Source organism: Pseudomonas sp. MONT-RG-20F-20-E-7-02 (assembly GCF_022662395.1).
GTDB lineage: Bacteria > Pseudomonadota > Gammaproteobacteria > Pseudomonadales > Pseudomonadaceae > Aquipseudomonas.
In genome coordinates, this window is sequence record NZ_JAKNQN010000010.1 from 86,412 (window position 1) to 104,696 (window position 18,285).

An 18,285-nucleotide genomic window follows, 5' to 3' on the forward strand; every position below is an offset into this window, starting at 1 on the left:
AATGCCGCAGTTCTTTATTGACCGCCCGATCTTCGCCTGGGTGGTCGCCCTGTTTATCCTGCTGGCCGGCGCGCTTGCGATCCCGCAGTTGCCGGTGGCCCAGTACCCCAACGTTGCGCCGCCGAAGGTGGAAATCTACGCGGTGTACCCCGGCGCCTCGGCCCAAACCCTGGATGAAAGCGTGGTCAGCCTGATCGAGCAAGAGCTCAATGGCGCCGACCACCTGCTGTATTTCGAATCCCAGAGCAGCCTGGGCTCGGCCACCATCACCGCCACCTTCCAACCGGGCACCGACCCGGAAATGGCCCAGGTCGATGTGCAAAACCGCCTGAAAGCGGTAGAGCCGCGTCTGCCGCAAGCGGTGACTCAGCAAGGCTTGCAGGTGGAGAAAGTGTCTGCCGGTTTCCTGCTGCTGGTGACCCTGACGTCCAGCGACGGCAAGCTCGATGACGTCGCGCTCAGTGATTACCTGGCGCGCAACGTGATGAACGAGCTCAAGCGCCTCGACGGTGTGGGCAAGGCGCAGTTGTATGGCGCCGAACGCGCCATGCGCATCTGGATCGACCCGCAGAAACTGATTGGCTTCAACCTCACGCCGGCCGACGTCAACGCGGCCGTCAGCGCGCAGAACGCCCAGGTGTCGGCGGGCAGCATTGGTGATTTGCCGGGTACCAAGACTCAGGAAATCACCGCAGCGATCCTGGTCAAGGGCCAACTGTCGACGCCGGCGGAATTCGCCGACATCGTGCTCAAGGCCAACCCTGACGGCTCCACCGTGCGCATCGGTGATGTGGCGCGGGTGGAAATCGGCAGCCAGGAATACCAGTTCTCCACACGCTTGAACGGCAAGCCGTCCACCGCCGTCAGTGTGCAACTGGCGCCGGGCGCCAACGCGCTGAACACCGCGACGCTGGTGCGGGCGAAGATGGACGAGCTGTCGCGTTACTTCCCGGCCAACGTGGAATACAAGATTCCGTACGACACCTCGCCATTCGTCAAAGTCTCGATCACCAAGGTGGTCTACACCTTGCTCGAAGCCATGGCGCTGGTGTTTGCGGTGATGTTCCTGTTCCTGCAGAACGTGCGCTACACCTTGATCCCGACGCTGGTGGTGCCGATTGCGCTGATGGGCACCTTCGCCACCATGCTGTTGCTGGGGTTCTCGATCAACGTGCTGACCATGTTCGGTATGGTTTTGGCCATCGGCATCCTGGTGGACGATGCGATTGTGGTGGTGGAAAACGTCGAGCGGATCATGGCCACCGAAGGCCTGTCGCCCAAGGAGGCGACGAAGAAGGCCATGGGCCAGATCACCGGCGCTATCATCGGTATCACCTTGGTGCTGGTAGCGGTCTTTCTGCCGATGGCGTTCATGCCCGGCTCGGTGGGGGTGATCTATCAGCAGTTCTCGCTGTCGATGGCCACCTCGATTCTGTTCTCGGCGTTCCTCGCCCTGACCTTGACCCCGGCGCTGTGCGCGACCTTGCTCAAGCCGATAGCCAAGGGCGAACACCACGCCAAGGGCGGTTTTTTTGGTTGGTTCAACAAACGTTTCGATAGCCTTACCGACCGCTACGAAGGCTGGGTGGCCTATGCCCTCAAGCGCAGCGGCCAGTATTTGCTGATCTACCTGGTGTTGCTGGTGGGCCTGGGCTGGATGTTCAGCCGCCTGCCCTCCTCGTTCCTGCCGGTGGAAGACCAGGGTTACACCATCACCGATATCCAACTGCCACCGGGTGCGAGCAAGAACCGCACGGTGCAGGTGGCCGAGCAGATCGAAGCGCACAACGCCGGGGAGCCTGGTGTGGGTGATACCACCATGATCATGGGCTTCAGTTTCTCCGGCTCTGGGCAGAATGCGGCGCTGGCGTTTACCACGTTGAAGGATTGGTCGGAACGCGGCAGCGATGACTCGGCCGCCTCGATTGCCGACCGCGCCAACGCCGCCTTCAGCGAGCTCAAGGACGCGATTGCCTACGCGATACTGCCGCCACCGGTGGACGGCCTGGGCACCTCCAGTGGTTTCGAGTTCCGTTTGCAGGACCGTGGCGGTGTTGGCCACGCGGCGTTGATGGCCGCGCGTACCGAGTTGCTGGCGGCTGCCGAAAAAAGCCCTATCCTCGCCAACGTGCGGGAAAGCGCCCTGGCCGAAGCGCCGCAAGTGCAGCTGGAAGTGGACCGCAAGCAGGCCAACGCGCTGGGCGTGTCGTTTGCCGACGTCGGCAATGTGCTGTCTTCGGCCGTTGGCTCTGCGTATATCAACGACTTCCCCAACCAGGGCCGTATGCAACGGGTGGTGGTGCAGGCCGAAGGCGACCAGCGCAGCCAGGTGGCGGATTTGCTCAAGATCAACGTGCGCAACACCGCCGGGAAGATGGTGCCGCTGTCGGCTTTTGTCGAGGCCAAGTGGACCCAAGGCCCGGCGCAGCTGACCCGCTATAACGGCTACCCCGCCATCGCCATCAGTGGCGAAGCGGCACCGGGGCACAGCACCGGCGAGGCGATGAGCGAAATCCAGCGCCTGGTCAGCCAGCTGCCGGCAGGCCTGGGCCAGGAATGGACCGGGTTGTCGCTGCAGGAACGTTTGTCCGGCTCTCAAGCGCCGTTGCTGCTCGGCCTGTCGTTGCTGATCGTGTTCCTGTGCCTGGCGGCGTTGTATGAAAGCTGGTCGATCCCGACCTCGGTGTTGCTGGTGGTGCCGCTGGGCGTGCTCGGCGCGGTGTTGGCGGTGAGCTTGCGCGGCATGCCTAACGATGTGTTCTTCAAGGTCGGCTTGATCACCATCATCGGCTTGTCGGCGAAGAACGCGATCCTGATCATCGAGTTCGCCAAGGACCTGTATGACCAGGGTGAAGACCTGATCGACGCCACCCTGAAAGCCGCGCGGCTCAGGTTGCGGCCGATCATCATGACGTCGCTGGCGTTTATCCTCGGCGTGGTGCCGCTGGCGATTGCCACCGGCGCCAGCTCGGCCAGCCAGCAAGCGATTGGTACAGGTGTGATCGGCGGGATGATCACCGCGACGCTGGCGGTGGTGTTTGTGCCGGTGTTTTTTGTGGTGGTCATGAAGCTGGTGCGCAAACGGCGTTAACGGTGGCATGCGGGCTTGGTGTGGCAGCCAGGTTCGATGTGGCGAGCGGGCTTGCTGTGGCCCGCTTGCTTGGTGTGGCGAGCGGGCTTGCCCCGCGTTGGGGCGCGAAGCGGCCCCATCAAGCCCACCGCGTTTTTGCAGTTAGAACACGGTGGCTGGTTTTGGGGCTGCTTCGCAGCCCAACGCGGGGCAAGCCCGCTCGCCACGACAAGCCCGCTCGCCACAGCAAGCCTGCCAGCCACGACAGACGCACTTACCACAGAGGCCAGCCGTTGGAGAATGCGCTATCGTGCTCACAACCTCCCCTGTTGTGAGCCCCTATGGCCTTCCTCGCCCGCACCCACCCTCGCCTCTCATCCGCCGCCGTCCTCGGCCTTGCCGTGGGCATCCTGGCGCCGGCCGATACGCTCATCAGCAAAATCCTCATCGGCTGGAACGCGGGTGTCTGGACCTACCTGCTGCTGATGCTGTGGCTGGCGACCCGCGCTCGCGCCGACGACGTAAAACGCATCGCCGAAATCGAGGATGAAAACGCCGGGCTGGTGCTGTTCATGGTGTGCATCGCCGCGATTGCGAGTCTGGCGACCATTACCGTGAACCTGGTGGGCAGCAAGGACCTGGACAGCACGGCACGCGCGCTTCATTACGGCTTTACCGGCATGACAGTGGTCGGCTCGTGGTTGCTGACCGGGGTGATTTTCAGCGTGCATTACGCGCGGCTTTTTTACACCTGGGAAGGCGAAGAACCCGCGCTGCGCTTTGCCGAAGGCTTGCGCAACCCCAACTACTGGGACTTCCTGTACTTCTCGTTCACCATCGGCGTGGCGGTGCAAACAGCCGATGTGGGCGTGGCGACACGGAGCCTGCGCAAAGTGGTACTGGGCCAATCGTTGATCGGTTTTCTGTTCAATACAGCGATATTGGGTTTCTCGATCAATATTGCGGCAGGCTTGTTCAGCTAGCGCAAGCGTGCTGATCTGAGGCACACAATCGGTTACCTGTGGCGAGGGCGCTTGCTCCCTCGCCACAGTAAAGCGCTTGTTCTTAACCGACTGGCATTAAGCCCATTTTACTTAGAAGGCGTACTGCAAACCTACAGTGAGACCCAAAGGCTGATCGTAAGCCTTGCCTTGCATGTGCGTAACTTCTCCATGCACACTCAGGTTTTTCGTCAATGAAGCAGCTACGCCGCCCGCGACCTCTACACCGCTCCCCGACAGGTTGTTTTTGAACGCCTGATCATTGATATAGACCCTGCTGTCCGGGCTGAAGTCGCGCGTTGCGGCAGTACGCAGGTACGGTTGCAGGATGCCGCCGCTGTCGAGCTGGATGTTTTGGCCGACAGTGACACCCACCTTGCCGGTCGCGGAAGTGGCGCGATCGCTTTTGGCCTTCAAACCGTTGTCCATGGTGTAGTTCGAGCCGCCAATTTTGGCGACGGCCACCTGAGCGAAGGGTTCGACAAACAAGCCGTCATCATTGAGTTTGATGTTCTTGCCGATTTCAGCCGATCCACTCACCGCGTCCTGGGAATATTTGCCTTTGGCGCGTTTACCATCGCTCATGTTGACCTGGCTTTGACCATTCAGGCGGTTGACCTTCGCCGTCAGGTCGAGGTACACGCCGCTCTCTTCATCACGAAAAATGCCATAGACACCGGCGTAGTAGCTGTTGACCATACCGCTGCTGCCGCGACTCAGGCCCAGGGTGGAGTTGCTGTAACCGCCCATCACACCCACTGTCCACAGTTCATCCATGGCCCAGTCCACACCCAGGGTCAGGCCCGACTGATTCTGTTTGTAACCCACGCCGTTGGTGTTGGCGGCCACGTCTGTCCGGTTAGTGTAATTGCGAATCCATAGGCCTTGCTCCTTGCCGTCGCCGAAGCGGACTTCACCCATACGGGTGCGCAATACGCTCGCTTCGCCGAGGAATACCGCCGGTGCAGCGTTGGCGAGTGCCAGCACGGCCTTGGCGCTGGTACTGGTGCCCTTTTTCTCGGTGTCCAGGTACCAGTCGGTGCCTTCCTGCTTGAGCCCATATTCGAACGCGCCGACATCGACGGTATCGCCCACCAGGCCGAACTTGGCGCCGCCGCTTTCAGTGTGCACCACCTTGATCGCCTCACCGATGGCCAGCTCCGAGCCACTGGCACCAATCAACAATTGGTGATCACCTTCGGCGTTGCCGTTGACGTTCAACAGGTCGGTCTCGCCGGTGTTGAAGTTGGTGTACATTTTGAACGTGCCATTGCCGGTCAAGTTGTTGGTATTGAGTTGCAGATACTGCAGCGGGGCGCCAAACACCACGTTACCGCCGCCCATTTTCAGCGTATTGACCTGGCTGTCACCCACCATCACCCACTGGGCGTTGCTGTTGACGTCAAGTTGCTCGACGTTGCGTAACTGGCCGGTCAGCGAGGCATTGTTGTTAAGTTGCACCGTGCCCAAGCCGCCGGTGCCAATTACCACATCACCGATCAACTGGCTGTTGTCGACATTCAGGTTGGCGGTGGCGTTGTTGGCAACTTCGAGCAGCACACCATTGCCGCCAATCAGGTTCGAGCCGTTAAGCACGTGAATATTGGACTTGGTGTTATTGCTTGGGCCCGGGGCCACCCGAATGGCAGCACCGGTTTTCCCCTGGACCACGGAATTATCCAGGATCAAGGTATTGGTCCGCGACACACTCCCAAGCGATGTCATATTGACGCCGTTTACCCCGCCCAAAATAAGACTTTTATTCTGTGCGTTAGCGTCGGCATTAAACATCACTAAACCTATGCCGGCGGCGGTAGTGCCCTCGACATGGGCATTGTCCAGATTCGCCACACCATAGACGCCAGCCGAAATACCGCGCTGGGAACCGAAAACCCTGCTGTCTTTAACCGTAACGGTTGAACCATCCGTGCCGCCGAGCGCAGCGTTTATCGCTACACCCCAACCATTAACATTAGTCACTGTACTGTTGTTGGTGATTAACACGGTGCTGTTGTTACTCGCTAAAATGGCTTCCGTGTTGCCAATACGCGAGTTGACTCGTGAGTTATTGACGACGATTCTTGACCCGTTCGTCGCCGTGATATCTCCCGTCCTGCTGCCGGGCTGCAACGTCAAGCCTGCACGCGTCATCAAAATCTGACGGGTTTGCGCGCCGTGGACTATCAGGCTCGAACCGGGAGACAGCACATAATTATCAAGTCGCACAGTCGGTGCTATCGACGTATTAGGACGCGACACTTGCGTCTCGGCGTGAACATTGGGTGAGGCCAGAAACACTAACGTGACTGCCGGGGCCGCCAACGCAAGGCTCAGAGGCGTTTTTTTGAAGTTAAATACTGCCGACATACGATGGACCTCTAGTGCCTGTACGAAACGATAGGACGGGCTCTCAAACTCGCGAGAGCAACCCATCAAGCGCGGCCATAATTAACCAGCGCATCGTTCAGATCTGTAGGATTTCTCCCAAGAATCTGCCAAACAGCAAACGGATCATGTAAGAGGCGCGCCTTGCACAGCGCTGAAAGAACCGAGCCGCTACAAACAGGAATGCCAAAGAGGGTTCGATCCCTCTCTGGCAATTTCCCTTGCGTTTTTTATTTAGGGCGTTGTAGGCGCTGGAGGCATAGCCAGGCCCTCACAATAGTTGACGCGAGACGTCGCTCCCTTGTAACCCCTTACGCGATAAGTGGCGGGACGAGAAGGCACCGTCTGCCCTTGATACACGGTCGAAACAGTGACCGTTGCCGACCCGGTGGTAGTGCTCCCGCGATTCGGCGTGAGTGGGTTAAACAGATCCACCGAGGACTGATCAAATACCACGTCCCACCCATTGCGAGCAGCAACAGTATTAGGCACTACGAAATCCTTAGTTACATCGACTACAGAGACGCCATTTGCAAACCCTTGGTACCTGACGGAAACCGGATTACCTGTGACCAAATACTCCGAACCGGAAATATGGATGCTGAGTCTGCCGGTATTGGGTGGGCTCAAGCTATCGCAGGTAAGCGTAGCTGGAGTACCACTGTAACCGAGCACCACTGGCGGATCCATTTGCATGATCACAGAGTCTACCTTGACGGTAGTAGGCCCGGAGTTTTGCGGGTTGGCGCTGACCGCGGAGGTGATGGTGTAATACGCGATCTGACTAGGGCCGCCCGCAGCTTTGATATCATTAAAGGGAATACGAATCGGGTCATACCCTAAGGTAGAAATAGTCGTAACAGTCAGTGGGTAGTGCTTGTTAGCAAAATGCAATGTGATCGTATAAGGCAGTGAGTCGGCGGGCGATACGGGGCCGGTCCAGTATGGAATTCGAGCGATCGCATCCCGGCCGGCGTCTCGTTCCTCCAAATGGTTATCCGTGATCGGGGTAGTATCGCTGGCAGGACGCACGGGGCGCACTATCGCCAGCGGCAAGTTGGTATTGAGTGGCCCTGGCCCGGTTGGGTTGGGCCCCGGAACAGACAAGTCCAGATCGAATGGCGTCTCCAACGCCGCCGCCGGGTAGGTGTTTGTTCCACGGCGCAGGACGTAAGACGCCACAATCGGCACTCGGTTTTTGCCGACTGCTCTGCCCCCATACAGCGTGTCCATGGCATCCGAGTCAAACGTGATGAATCGACCCGTACCAACTGGCGTTGGTCGCGAGAGGGTGATTGGCGGTGTGAATGAAGTCGAGATCAGTTGAAGTTCAATGATATCTGTCGCAAGCGCGTTGGGGATGTTAAGAATCTCCATTGTCGTACCGCGTTGCGTCACCACATCAGCTCTGTCAATCAAGCCATCGCCGGGCACGGCTAGAGCAACCAGAGGCGCCTTGAATTCGGTTGGCACCGGAGACTGTGCCAAGCTGTCCAGGTTCAAGCCGAGCGACCGCTCGGATGGATTGAGGCCAGCGTCATACAGCTTATAGGTAAGCGTATAAACGCCACCACGCGCGGCCTGGACAACGTCCCACGGCAGGTAAATGCCCGGACCTCGGGATGCGTCGAACTCGTGTTGTGTTTGCGTGCCGATCGCGTAAGGTTCGCCCGAATCGCCGAAAAACCCTTCCCATTTATCGCCCGGAGCGTACCCTTGGGCCTCAGTGTAAGGAATCGGGAAGAACGCCATGTTGTTATCCTGGGTTCTAAAAAACGCTTCATCCAGCGTCGCCCCCGGCGGCAATTCAAGCGGCAGCCGTGGTCGAGGAGGACTGATGCGAGGCTGGTCGTAGGGCGACGTCTCGTCGACGATCAATAGTTGCGGAACCGACTTGTTAGAACTCTTTGCATTGGGCTCCCGCACCTTGTACCTGATCAAATACAGCCCAGGGGGGCGAAAGCCTTGCGGTATATCCACCTGAATAGGGTCGGTCAGGCTCGTAACTTCACGTCGATACGTCCAACCATTGGAATCGAAATAGTGATTTTCAGCGGCTTCTATCTTTTGCTCTGCCGTGAGCGGCGGAGGGGGCGGCACTGACGGATCTTCCTCCTTCTCCTCCTCATCTGGATCTTTAGCGGGCTCTGGAGGTGGGGGCAGCGTGTCCAAGTTAACAAACGGGACGATTTGGATGTCCATTATCTGACCCACTTCGGCGGTAACCCATAGCTCGATATTAAGTAGGGTGCTCTGACTTTTTGAGGCCGCACGCGTCAACAACCCGCGGTACCCTGGAACTTCCCCTGCCAACGTACCGGGGTTATAAGCCTCGGGGATGTAGAAGTCGACATCTCGTTCCACGAAACTATCAATAATTGCTCTATTTGTACGATCCATTGTCTTGCTCCGGATAGTTAAACCACTCACACCAACAGCACACTTCGCCAGTTGAATAAACGTTGTTTATCCACCGCGAACCCTATTGAAAAAAACAAACAACACTGACGGCACATGCACTTAATCAATAGCCGATTTCAATCACAGCACATTCAACCGGACACAATTCCCTTGTCAGTGCAGTACTTACCGCCCGGGTACGTCAAGTCAATACGTACTTTCCCGGGAAGTGATTCAGCTACTTTTTCGCCGTGACGCCATACTTCATAAACCAACGTAGCGGAGCCGCGTTTGCGCAGTGGGAAAATCGCTGCGTCGAACTCATCCACAATGATCTTCATCAGCCCGGCTGCCGTATGAGTTGCTTCCCAAAACAGTGACTGACTGAACACGACATTCGTATTGACGGTGGCCCAGTTATTTTCGTTAAACCCTACAAACCTAACCGTTACCAAATCGCCAATACGTATATTGGGATTGCCCAGTATCTTCCAAATAATACCGTTCACCGGTGAGGGGTCCGAATTGCAGTTCAAGTAATCGTTGACCAGTTTGTCGTGACCGAGTTTAGGTGCGGGCAGCGGAATAACTTTGACATTGACATTAGTCACGGGCGAGCGCTGCTCGTTAACACCATTGCTGGTGGTGTAATGCACAGCATAAGTAGCGGTATTGGCACCACTGACCACCGACCACGGCACGTTGGGAAAATACACCCAATTACCCGCTGTATCTCCAGTGCGCACTGTATAGGTCGCCACCGGGCCCACACCGTTCCAGAACAAGCTCAACACGTGCCCCACCTGCGGCGTATCAAACAAACGCACGCGGGTTTGAACAGGCTGGCCTCGGTCGGCGTCAACCAGCATATTGGTGCCGGTGAGGCCCACAATTTCCACCCGTGCCAGGGTGGGGTTCAGCAGTGCTGGCGCATTGGGGTGATCCTGGCCGGCAATCGTCAGGTCGACATTGACCGATACCGGTACAGAAGGCGCCGGCGTCGGATTAAGCCCATAAATTTCGTAACGAACCGGTACGCTCTGCTTCGCCAGAACGGCGGCCGGCCCCCTGAGAACAGTCCAGGGAATTTCAACATCGAAAGGGAGCTGGGAGACGACCAGCCGAGTAGTCGGGCGATCATCCCAGTACACCACCACTTCATGCTTGGCGGCGGCTGACCAGCCAGTGTAGCCGTCTATACGCACAAACACCCCGCCGCCTTCATCCCGGCGTGCGTCATCACGCTTGATCAACTGATCGTTGTAGACCGGAGGGCGAATGCTCGGAGCCGGCAGGCCAAGCGCCATCACAAAAGGCAGGCCAGCACTCATTGCGCTGTAATTGCCGGTCTCATCAAAAACCCGGTAGTACAGCCACGCAGGGCCATTGTTCAGCTTGCGAAACGCAGCGGGGTCCAAGGTGGCCGTCCATCGGTCGGTACTGAAGTCCACCGGCGAACCCCCATCCGGCGTTTTCTCCACTGGGTTTGGCGAATTGAACAGATAGAACTTAATGTAATCACCCAATGCATCGATGTCGTAGGGTGAGAATGAAAACCGCACGGGCTGATGGGCAACCAAATATTGCTCGGTGATCGCCGGCCCAGGCGACGCAACAAATTCGGCAACGTCCGACGGCAGGTTCAGTGATGGCGCTTCCAGGTCAATGGTGATGTAAACGCTTTCGCTGGTACTGAGCCCGCCGTTTATCTGAAAGGTGTAATAAACGCGCGCGACTCGCGTAGCGCTTCGCAAGTCGGATAATTTAATTTCACGTACGTAAAATTCGGGAATAGCCGGTGGGGGTACCTTGACCTCAAAGGAGTCGAGCAACTTGATTACATCGTTGCTTTCCCACCACAGCCGGCACGTGTGCACGAGGTCATCCGGCGCCGACGGCTCTGGAAGCCAAGCGGGGATCCTGACTTTCAACGCATTGCGCAGCAGCTCACGCGACACAATACCCCTACCGTCGGTGGTATTGACGCCCGGGATCTCGACGGATTTAACCCCCTCGTCCCCGGGGAAAGCGGTGCTTAAAAGGCTGGAACGAGCTGTAATTTTTTTGGGAGTGGTCATGTTCCAGCCTCAAGATGAATTTCACCACGGCGAATCAGGAAGGCATGCCTTTACCTGTCAGCGATGGAAAAATTAAACGCCTAAAGCGTGCGGCCGGATACTGTCAGAACTAACAGGTAGGCCTATCCGTTCGTCGATTTTCTTGAGTTGGGTGCCGTTACCCATTTCTAAATATTCCTTGACGAAACGGTTCGACTGGCATTCCATGAAACCGGTTTCAGCGTTATCAGCCCACGATGGAACCGTTAAATCCAATAAGAAAGGCCCGCTACCGTGACCCCATTTTCCGCCGCCCAGCGCAGCCGCGTGACCATGCTCGACGTCGCCGAACGTGCCGGTGTGTCCAAAGCCAGCGTGTCGCGCTTTATCGGTGATGACCGCGCCCTGCTCTCCGACGCCATTGCGCTGCGCATCGAGCAGGCCATCAGCGAACTCGGCTACCGCCCCAACCAGATGGCTCGCGGCTTGAAACGTGGCCGCACACGCTTGATCGGCATGCTGGTGGCCGATATCCGCAACCCCTATTCCATCGCCGTAATGCACGGCGTCGAAACCGCCTGCCGCCAACACGGCTACAGCCTGGTGGTGTGCAACACCGACCGCGACGACGCGCAGGAACGCCAGCACTTGGCGGCGCTGCGCTCGTACAACATCGAAGGGCTGATCGTGAACACCCTCGGCCATCACCTTGACCAATTGCTCGAGCTGCAGCAGGAAATGCCGCTGGTGCTGGTCGACCGTAAAGTCGAACCGCTGCACAGCGACCTGGTCGGGCTGGACAACCCCGCAGCCGTGCGCATCGCCATCGAGCATCTGCAACAGCAGGGTTATCGCGATGTGCTGCTGGTGAGCGAAGCGGCCGATGGCACCAGCTCACGCCTGGAGCGCCAGGCCAGTTTCACCGCCGAAATCGCCGCCCGCCCGGGCTTGACCGGCGCGGTGCTGGAACTGGATGACGCGCTGGAAAAACACCTGCAGACCTTTCTGGCCAACCCCGGCCCCAAGGCCGTGTTTTGCTCCAACGGCATTGCCGCGCTGGCCTGTACCCGCGCACTCAAGGCCCTGGGCTGCAAGCTGTTTGAGGATGTCGGCCTGATCGCCCTGGATGACCTCGACTGGTATCCGTTGGTGGGCAGTGGCATTACCGCCCTCGCCCAACCCACCGAAGCGATTGGCGCCAGCGCCTTCGACTGCCTGCTCAAGCGCCTGCGCGGCGATGACGCCCCGACCCGCACCCTGGATTTCCTACCCGAACTGATCATCCGCGGCTCCACCCAATCCCTTGTGGGAGCAGGCTTGCCTGCGATGACGATTTACCAGACGAAGCAGTAGTCGCCTGACACACCGCCATCGCAGGCAAGCCAGCTGCCACATTAGTTTTGCGTATAAAAATGAAACCGGTTTCAGAGGTACACAACAATGCACAAATACCCCGTTTCCATCAGCCTTTCCAGCTACGGCGCCGACCTGGTTCGCGAGCGTGGCCAATTGAGTTTTGTCGAGTTGCTCAGCGCAGCCGGCGCCCAGCGCATCGAATGGCGTGAAGAACTGCTGACCCGCGAACACCCGGTCACATTGGCCCAGGCCGCCGCCGAGCATGGCCTGGAGTCGGTGTTCTCTTCACCGCTGGAACTCTGGGTGGCCGGGCGCGCCCAGCCGAATGCCGACCTCGCCGCCACCCTGGACCGCGCCCAGGCCTTCGGCTCGCGCTGGCTGAAAGTCTCCCTCGGTTACTTCACCGACACCAACGACCTGCAAAGCCTGCATGCCCTGCTCAACCGCCACCCGGTTCAGTTGCTGGTGGAAAACGACCAGACCTTGCATGGCGGGCGGATCGAGCCGATGCAACGTTTTTTCACCGAAGTCGAGCGCCTGGGCCTGCCGGTCAAGATGACCTTCGATATCGGCAACTGGCAGTGGCAGGACCAATCCGCCCTCACCGCCGCGCGCCTGCTGGGCCGCCACGTGGACTACCTGCATTGCAAGGCCGTGGCGCGTCGGCCGGACGGCAAGCTGGTCGCCCTGCCGCCCGGCGCCACCGACCTGCATCTGTGGGAACAACTGCTCAAACATATGACTCAAGGTATTACCCGGGCCGTGGAATTCCCGTTGCAAGGCGATGACCTTATCGACGTCACCGCGCAACAGGTCGCCACCCTCGCCCTCCTTGGCCAGCCGCGTGCGGAGAATGCCCATGTCTGAGATCGATATCCTCTCGTTTGGTGAAACCATGGCGATGTTTGTCGCCGAGCAGACCGGCGACCTGGCCCAAGTGGCCCAGTTCCATAAACGCATTGCCGGGGCCGACAGCAATGTCGCCATTGGCCTGTCACGCCTGGGCTTCAATGTGGCCTGGCTGAGCCGGGTCGGGCAGGATTCCCTGGGGCGGTTTGTGGTCGACACGTTGAAAAACGAAGGCCTGGATTGTCGGCATGTGGCAGTCGACCCGCTGCACCCCACCGGTTTCCAGTTCAAATCCCGCGAAGAAGCCGGCGCTGATCCGCAGGTGGAGTACTTCCGCAAAGGCTCGGCGGCCAGCCACTTGTCGATTGCCGCCATCAGCCCCGCGCTGCTGCAGGCGCGGCATCTGCACGCCACCGGCATTCCCCCGGCGTTGTCCGAGGCCACCCGCGAACTGTCCCACGAGTTGATGACGCAAATGCGCAAGGCCGGGCGCAGCGTGTCGTTCGACCCGAACCTGCGCCCCTCGTTATGGGCCAGCCAGGCGCAGATGATCAGCCAAATCAACGCCCTCGCCGCCAAGGCGGATTGGGTGCTGCCGGGTTTGAGCGAAGGCCGCTTGCTCACCGGCTTCGACGACCCGGCCGACATCGCCGCGTTCTATCTGGACCAGGGCGCCGAAGCCGTGGCCATCAAGCTGGGACCGGACGGCGCCTATTACCGCACCCAGATGGACCAGGGCTTTGTCGCCGCCGTGCCGGTGGAAAAAGTCGTCGACACTGTCGGCGCCGGCGACGGTTTTGCCGTCGGCATGATCAGCGCCCTGCTGGAAAACCTCAGCTTTCGCGAAGCCGTACAGCGCGGTAACTGGATCGGCAGTCGCGCCGTGCAGAGCCGCGGCGATATGGAAGGCTTGCCCACCCGCGCGGAGTTACCCACTCGATCCGTTGCATGACTTACACCCTGTTGCCACAACTACAACAAGCTCAGGAGCAACTTTATGGACACCTTGAAACTCGCCACCCGTCGCTGGTGGTACATCATGCCCATCGTTTTTATCACCTACAGCCTGGCGTACCTGGACCGCGCCAACTACGGTTTTGCCGCCGCCTCAGGGATGGCCGAAGACTTGATGATCACCCCCGGCATGTCCTCGCTGCTGGGCGCGTTGTTCTTCCTCGGATATTTCTTCTTCCAGGTGCCGGGGGCGATCTACGCGCAAAAACGCAGTGTTAAAAAGCTGATTTTCGTCAGCCTGATCCTCTGGGGCGGCCTCGCCACGTTGACCGGCGTGGTGTCCAACGCCTACATGCTGATCGCCATTCGCTTTATGCTCGGCGTGGTCGAAGCCGCGGTGATGCCGGCGATGCTGGTGTACCTGTGCCACTGGTTCACCCGCGCCGAACGCTCGCGCGCCAACACCTTCCTGATCCTCGGCAACCCGGTGACCATGCTGTGGATGTCAGTGGTCTCGGGCTACCTGGTGCAGCATTTCAGCTGGCGCTGGATGTTTATCATCGAAGGCTTGCCGGCGGTGATCTGGGCGTTTATCTGGTGGAAGCTGGCGGATGAAAAACCCGCCGACGCCAAGTGGTTGAGCGAGCAGCATAAGCGCGACCTGGAAAGCGCATTGGCCGCCGAACAAGTCGGGATCAAGGCGGTGAAGAACTACGCCGAAGCCTTTCGCTCGCCCAAAGTGATCATCCTGGCGCTGCAGTTTTTCTGCTGGAGCATCGGCGTGTACGGCTTTGTGCTGTGGCTGCCGTCGATCCTCAAGGCCGGCTTGCAGATGGACATGGTCGAAGCCGGCTGGCTGTCGGCGCTGCCTTACCTGGCGGCAGTGATCGGCATGCTCGCCGTGTCGTGGGGCTCGGACAAACTGCAAAAACGTAAACGTTTTGTGTGGCCGCCGCTGCTGATTGCCTCCATCGCGTTCTACGCCTCCTACGTGCTCGGCGCCGAACACTTCTGGTGGTCCTACACCCTGCTGGTGATCGCCGGGGCCTGCATGTACGCGCCTTATGGGCCGTTCTTCGCCATCGTCCCCGAGATCCTGCCGGCCAACGTTGCCGGTGGCGCCATGGCGCTGATCAACAGCATGGGCGCGCTGGGTTCTTTCGGCGGCTCGTACCTGGTCGGTTACCTCAATAGCAGCACCGGTTCGCCGGGCGCCTCGTACCTGCTGATGAGCGGTGCGTTGATGCTCTCGGTGGTGCTGACGATTTTCCTCAAGCCCGGCGCCAGCGACCGTGTGCGCGTGCCGATGCCTACCCTCGAATTGAAGGCCAAAACCTGATGAAAAAATCTGTCGTTTTATACAAAAAGCTCTCCGCGCCGCTGATGGCCCGCCTGCATGAACATGCCGACGTCACGCTGATTGAGGCGCTGGATGAAAGCGGCCTGGCCAAGCTGCGTGACGCCTTGCCCGGCGCCCACGGTTTGCTCGGTGCCAGCCTGCGCCTGGACGCCAAACTGCTCGACCTGGCGCCCAAACTCGAAGCGGTGGCCAGCGTTTCGGTCGGCGTCGACAACTACGATATCGACTACTTGACCGAACGCGGCATCCTGCTCAGCAACACCCCGGACGTGCTCACCGAAACCACCGCCGATACCGGTTTTGCGCTGATCCTGGCGACTGCGCGCCGGGTAGTCGAACTGGCCGACATGGTGCGCGCCGGCCAGTGGAGCAAGAACATCGGCCCGGCGCATTTCGGCACCGACGTGCACGGCAAAACCCTGGGCATCATCGGCATGGGCCGCATCGGCGAAGCCCTGGCGCAGCGCGGGCATTTCGGTTTTGGCATGCCGGTGATCTACCACAGCCACTCGCCCAAGCCGTTGGTGGAAGAACGCTTTGGTGCGCAATTTCGTAGCTTGGAGGACTTGCTGCAACAGGCTGACTTTGTGTGCCTGACCTTGCCGTTAACCGCCGAAACCGAGAAGTTGATCGGCGCTGAGGAATTCGCACTGATGGGTGCGGAGACGATCTTTATCAACATCTCACGCGGCAAAGTGGTGGATGAGGCCGCGCTGGTCGAAGCCCTGCAAAACCGCACGATTCGCGCGGCAGGGTTGGATGTGTTTGAACGCGAGCCACTGAACCACGACTCGCCGTTGTTGCGCTTGAACAACGTGGTGGCGACCCCGCACATCGGTTCGGCAACCCATGAAACACGCGAGGCGATGGCCAAGTGTGCGGTGGACAATCTGCTGGCGGCACTGTCGGGCGAACGGCCAAAAAACCTGGTAAATGGCGCGGCCTGGAAACACTGATTCCCAAGACCTACACAGGCCCAATGTGGGATCGGGCTTGCTCGCGAAGGCGCCGGGTCAGTACCCAATATGCAAACTGACACACTGGATTCGCGAGCAAGCCCGCTCCCACATTCACCGTGTTCATTCCGCATTTCCTGCTGTGTAAATCAAATCTCTGTGGAAGCACCTGCCTCTGCCGATCAGCGCAAGGCGCGGCGCAGTACTTTGCCGACGGTGGTCTTGGGCAACTCGGTGGTGCGGAACTCGACATAACGCGGCACTTTGTAGCCCGTGAGGTATTCGCGGCAATGCGCCAGGAGCTGTTCCTGGGTCAGGTTCGGGTCTTTGCGCACCACGATGATCTTGACCTTCTCGCCGGTCACCGCATCTTCCACGCCGATCGCGGCGACTTCACCCACGCCTGGGTGCAACGCCACCACGTCTTCGATTTCATTCGGGTACACGTTGAAGCCCGAGACCAGGATCATGTCTTTCTTGCGGTCCACCAGGCGGATGTAACCGCGCTCGTCCATCACGCCAATATCACCCGTCGACAGCCACCCCTGCGCATCCAGCACTTCGGCGGTTTCCTTCGGGCGCTTCCAGTAACCCTGCATCACCTGCGGGCCGCGCACTTGTAATTCGCCCTGCTCACCGACGTCGGCCAGTTCGCCGTCCTCACGCATAAACCGCACCCAGGTCGACGGCAAAGGCACGCCGATGCTGCCGGTGAATTCCATCTCGCGCATGCGGGCGATGTTGATCGGGCTGATGCTCACCACCGGCGAGCACTCGGTCAGCCCGTAGCCTTCGATGATCGGCAGCCCAGTGACTTCCTTCCAGCGCTTGGCCACCGCCGTGTGCGTGGCCATGCCGCCGGCGATGACCATGCGCAGGTCGGAGAAATCCCGCGCGCAGAATTCCTGATTTTCCAGCAAGCCATTGAACAACGTGTTGACCCCGGCAATCCCGTTGAAGCGCTCCTTGCGCAGGATCATCTGCACGCGCTTCACGTCACGCGGATTGGCGATCAGGATGTTGCGCCCGCCCAGGCACATGAACATCAGGCAGTTCACCGTCAGTGAAAAGATGTGGTACAGCGGCAGCAAGGTGACGTTGGTTTCCTGCTTGTTCTGGTCCAGCTGGTCCCCAACCCAGGCCTTGGCCTGCAGCAGGTTGGCGATGATATTACGGTGGCTGAGCATCACGCCCTTGGCGTCGCCGGTGGTGCCGCCGGTGTATTGCAGAAAGGCCAAATCATCCAGGTTCATCGCCACTGGAAAGTGGTTCAGCACCCGCCCCTGTTTCAGCACCTGGTTGAAGCGCAAGGCGCCGGGCAGATTGAAACGCGGCACCTGCTTTTGCACGCTGCGCAGGATAAAGTTCATCGCCGCACCCTTGAAGGTGCCCAGCAAGTCGCCGATGGCCGCCACCACCACGCGTTTGACGCTGCTGCCGGCAATGACCTTTTCCAGGGTGTGGGCGAAGTTCTCGAAGATCACCACGGTTTGGGCTTCGCTGTCCTTGAGCAAATGCTTGAGCTCATGGGCGGTGTACAGCGGGTTGACGTTAACCACCACCGCACCGGCCAGGATCGTGCCCAACAGGCAGATCGGGTATTGCAAGCAGTTGGGCATCATCAACGCCACGCGGTCGCCCTTCTTCACGCCCTGGCCCTGCAGCCACGCGGCAAAGGCCAGGCCCTGCACTTTCCAGTCGGCATAGGTCATTTCGGTGCCGATGCTGACGTAGGCAACACGCTCGCGGAACTTGTCCAGGTGCTCGAGGAACACCTCGCGCAACGACGGGTAGGCCTCGATGCCGGCCTCAATGTCTGCCGGCACGCCGGGCAAGTAAGCGTTCAACCAGATCCGTTCTGCGTGTTCCAGGCTTACAGCGTTCATGGCAGTCTCCT

At 59.4% G+C, this 18,285-nt stretch carries 11 protein-coding genes; 7 read left to right on the forward strand and 4 right to left on the reverse strand.

The annotated features are described in order from the left end of the window. The first annotated feature begins 1 nt into the window (after position 1). A complete protein-coding gene (locus L8I05_RS24950; RefSeq protein WP_242172120.1) occupies positions 2-3,091 on the forward strand; it encodes an efflux RND transporter permease subunit in 3,090 nt (1,029 codons plus the stop codon). Positions 3,092-3,411: 320 nt separating this feature from the next. Next, positions 3,412-4,053 carry a DUF1345 domain-containing protein gene (locus L8I05_RS24955; RefSeq protein ID WP_159957115.1) on the forward strand — a complete coding sequence of 214 codons (642 nt, stop codon included), beginning with the start codon at positions 3,412-3,414 and terminating at the stop codon, positions 4,051-4,053. 111 nt (positions 4,054-4,164) lie between these two features. Here L8I05_RS24955 and L8I05_RS24960 read toward each other — a convergent pair whose 3' ends face one another. From L8I05_RS24960 to L8I05_RS24970, 3 genes are all read right to left on the reverse strand, one after another. Beyond that, positions 4,165-6,438: an autotransporter outer membrane beta-barrel domain-containing protein gene (locus L8I05_RS24960; RefSeq protein ID WP_242172124.1), complete on the reverse strand. Its 2,274-nt coding sequence runs from the start codon at positions 6,436-6,438 to the stop codon at positions 4,165-4,167. Positions 6,439-6,690: 252 nt separating this feature from the next. After that, positions 6,691-8,856 carry a hypothetical protein gene (locus L8I05_RS24965; protein WP_242172127.1) on the reverse strand — a complete coding sequence of 722 codons (2,166 nt, stop codon included), beginning with the start codon at positions 8,854-8,856 and terminating at the stop codon, positions 6,691-6,693. A 152-nt stretch (positions 8,857-9,008) separates the two neighbouring features. After that, positions 9,009-10,934: a hypothetical protein gene (locus tag L8I05_RS24970; RefSeq protein ID WP_242172130.1), complete on the reverse strand. Its 1,926-nt coding sequence runs from the start codon at positions 10,932-10,934 to the stop codon at positions 9,009-9,011. Between the two features lie 273 nt (positions 10,935-11,207). Between L8I05_RS24970 and L8I05_RS24975 the strand changes: the two genes are divergently transcribed. From L8I05_RS24975 to L8I05_RS24995, 5 genes are all read left to right on the forward strand, one after another. Further along, a complete protein-coding gene (locus L8I05_RS24975) occupies positions 11,208-12,266 on the forward strand; it encodes a LacI family DNA-binding transcriptional regulator (RefSeq protein WP_347341234.1) in 1,059 nt (352 codons plus the stop codon). Positions 12,267-12,353: 87 nt separating this feature from the next. Beyond that, on the forward strand, positions 12,354-13,136 hold the full coding sequence (locus L8I05_RS24980; protein ID WP_242172131.1) for a sugar phosphate isomerase/epimerase: 783 nt from the start codon (positions 12,354-12,356) through the stop codon (positions 13,134-13,136). Then, complete coding sequence (locus L8I05_RS24985) at positions 13,129-14,070, forward strand: sugar kinase (RefSeq protein ID WP_242172132.1); 942 nt, start codon at positions 13,129-13,131, stop codon at positions 14,068-14,070. Before L8I05_RS24980 ends, L8I05_RS24985 begins: the two co-directional genes overlap by 8 nt. A 45-nt stretch (positions 14,071-14,115) precedes the next feature. Continuing rightward, the gene (locus L8I05_RS24990) at positions 14,116-15,411 is read left to right on the forward strand and encodes an MFS transporter (protein WP_197627891.1); all 1,296 of its coding nucleotides are present in this window, start codon (positions 14,116-14,118) and stop codon (positions 15,409-15,411) included. Further along, positions 15,411-16,388 carry an NAD(P)-dependent oxidoreductase gene (locus tag L8I05_RS24995; RefSeq protein WP_242172136.1) on the forward strand — a complete coding sequence of 326 codons (978 nt, stop codon included), beginning with the start codon at positions 15,411-15,413 and terminating at the stop codon, positions 16,386-16,388. The genes L8I05_RS24990 and L8I05_RS24995 overlap by 1 nt, the downstream gene beginning before the upstream one ends. A 182-nt stretch (positions 16,389-16,570) precedes the next feature. Here the strand turns inward: L8I05_RS24995 and L8I05_RS25000 are convergent, their stop codons facing one another. Continuing rightward, the gene (locus tag L8I05_RS25000) at positions 16,571-18,274 is read right to left on the reverse strand and encodes an AMP-binding protein (RefSeq protein ID WP_242172139.1); all 1,704 of its coding nucleotides are present in this window, start codon (positions 18,272-18,274) and stop codon (positions 16,571-16,573) included. Positions 18,275-18,285: the final 11 nt, after the last annotated feature.

Coding starts and splice junctions, on each gene's coding strand:
- L8I05_RS25000 (WP_242172139.1), bottom strand. CDS start 18,274: ATGAACGCTGTAAGCCTGGAACACGCAGAACGGATCTGGTTGAACGCT.
- L8I05_RS24955 (WP_159957115.1), top strand. CDS start 3,412: ATGGCCTTCCTCGCCCGCACCCACCCTCGCCTCTCATCCGCCGCCGTC.
- L8I05_RS24990 (WP_197627891.1), top strand. CDS start 14,116: ATGGACACCTTGAAACTCGCCACCCGTCGCTGGTGGTACATCATGCCC.
- L8I05_RS24980 (WP_242172131.1), top strand. CDS start 12,354: ATGCACAAATACCCCGTTTCCATCAGCCTTTCCAGCTACGGCGCCGAC.
- L8I05_RS24960 (WP_242172124.1), bottom strand. CDS start 6,438: ATGTCGGCAGTATTTAACTTCAAAAAAACGCCTCTGAGCCTTGCGTTG.
- L8I05_RS24965 (WP_242172127.1), bottom strand. CDS start 8,856: ATGGATCGTACAAATAGAGCAATTATTGATAGTTTCGTGGAACGAGAT.
- L8I05_RS24985 (WP_242172132.1), top strand. CDS start 13,129: ATGTCTGAGATCGATATCCTCTCGTTTGGTGAAACCATGGCGATGTTT.
- L8I05_RS24950 (WP_242172120.1), top strand. CDS start 2: ATGCCGCAGTTCTTTATTGACCGCCCGATCTTCGCCTGGGTGGTCGCC.
- L8I05_RS24995 (WP_242172136.1), top strand. CDS start 15,411: ATGAAAAAATCTGTCGTTTTATACAAAAAGCTCTCCGCGCCGCTGATG.
- L8I05_RS24970 (WP_242172130.1), bottom strand. CDS start 10,934: ATGACCACTCCCAAAAAAATTACAGCTCGTTCCAGCCTTTTAAGCACC.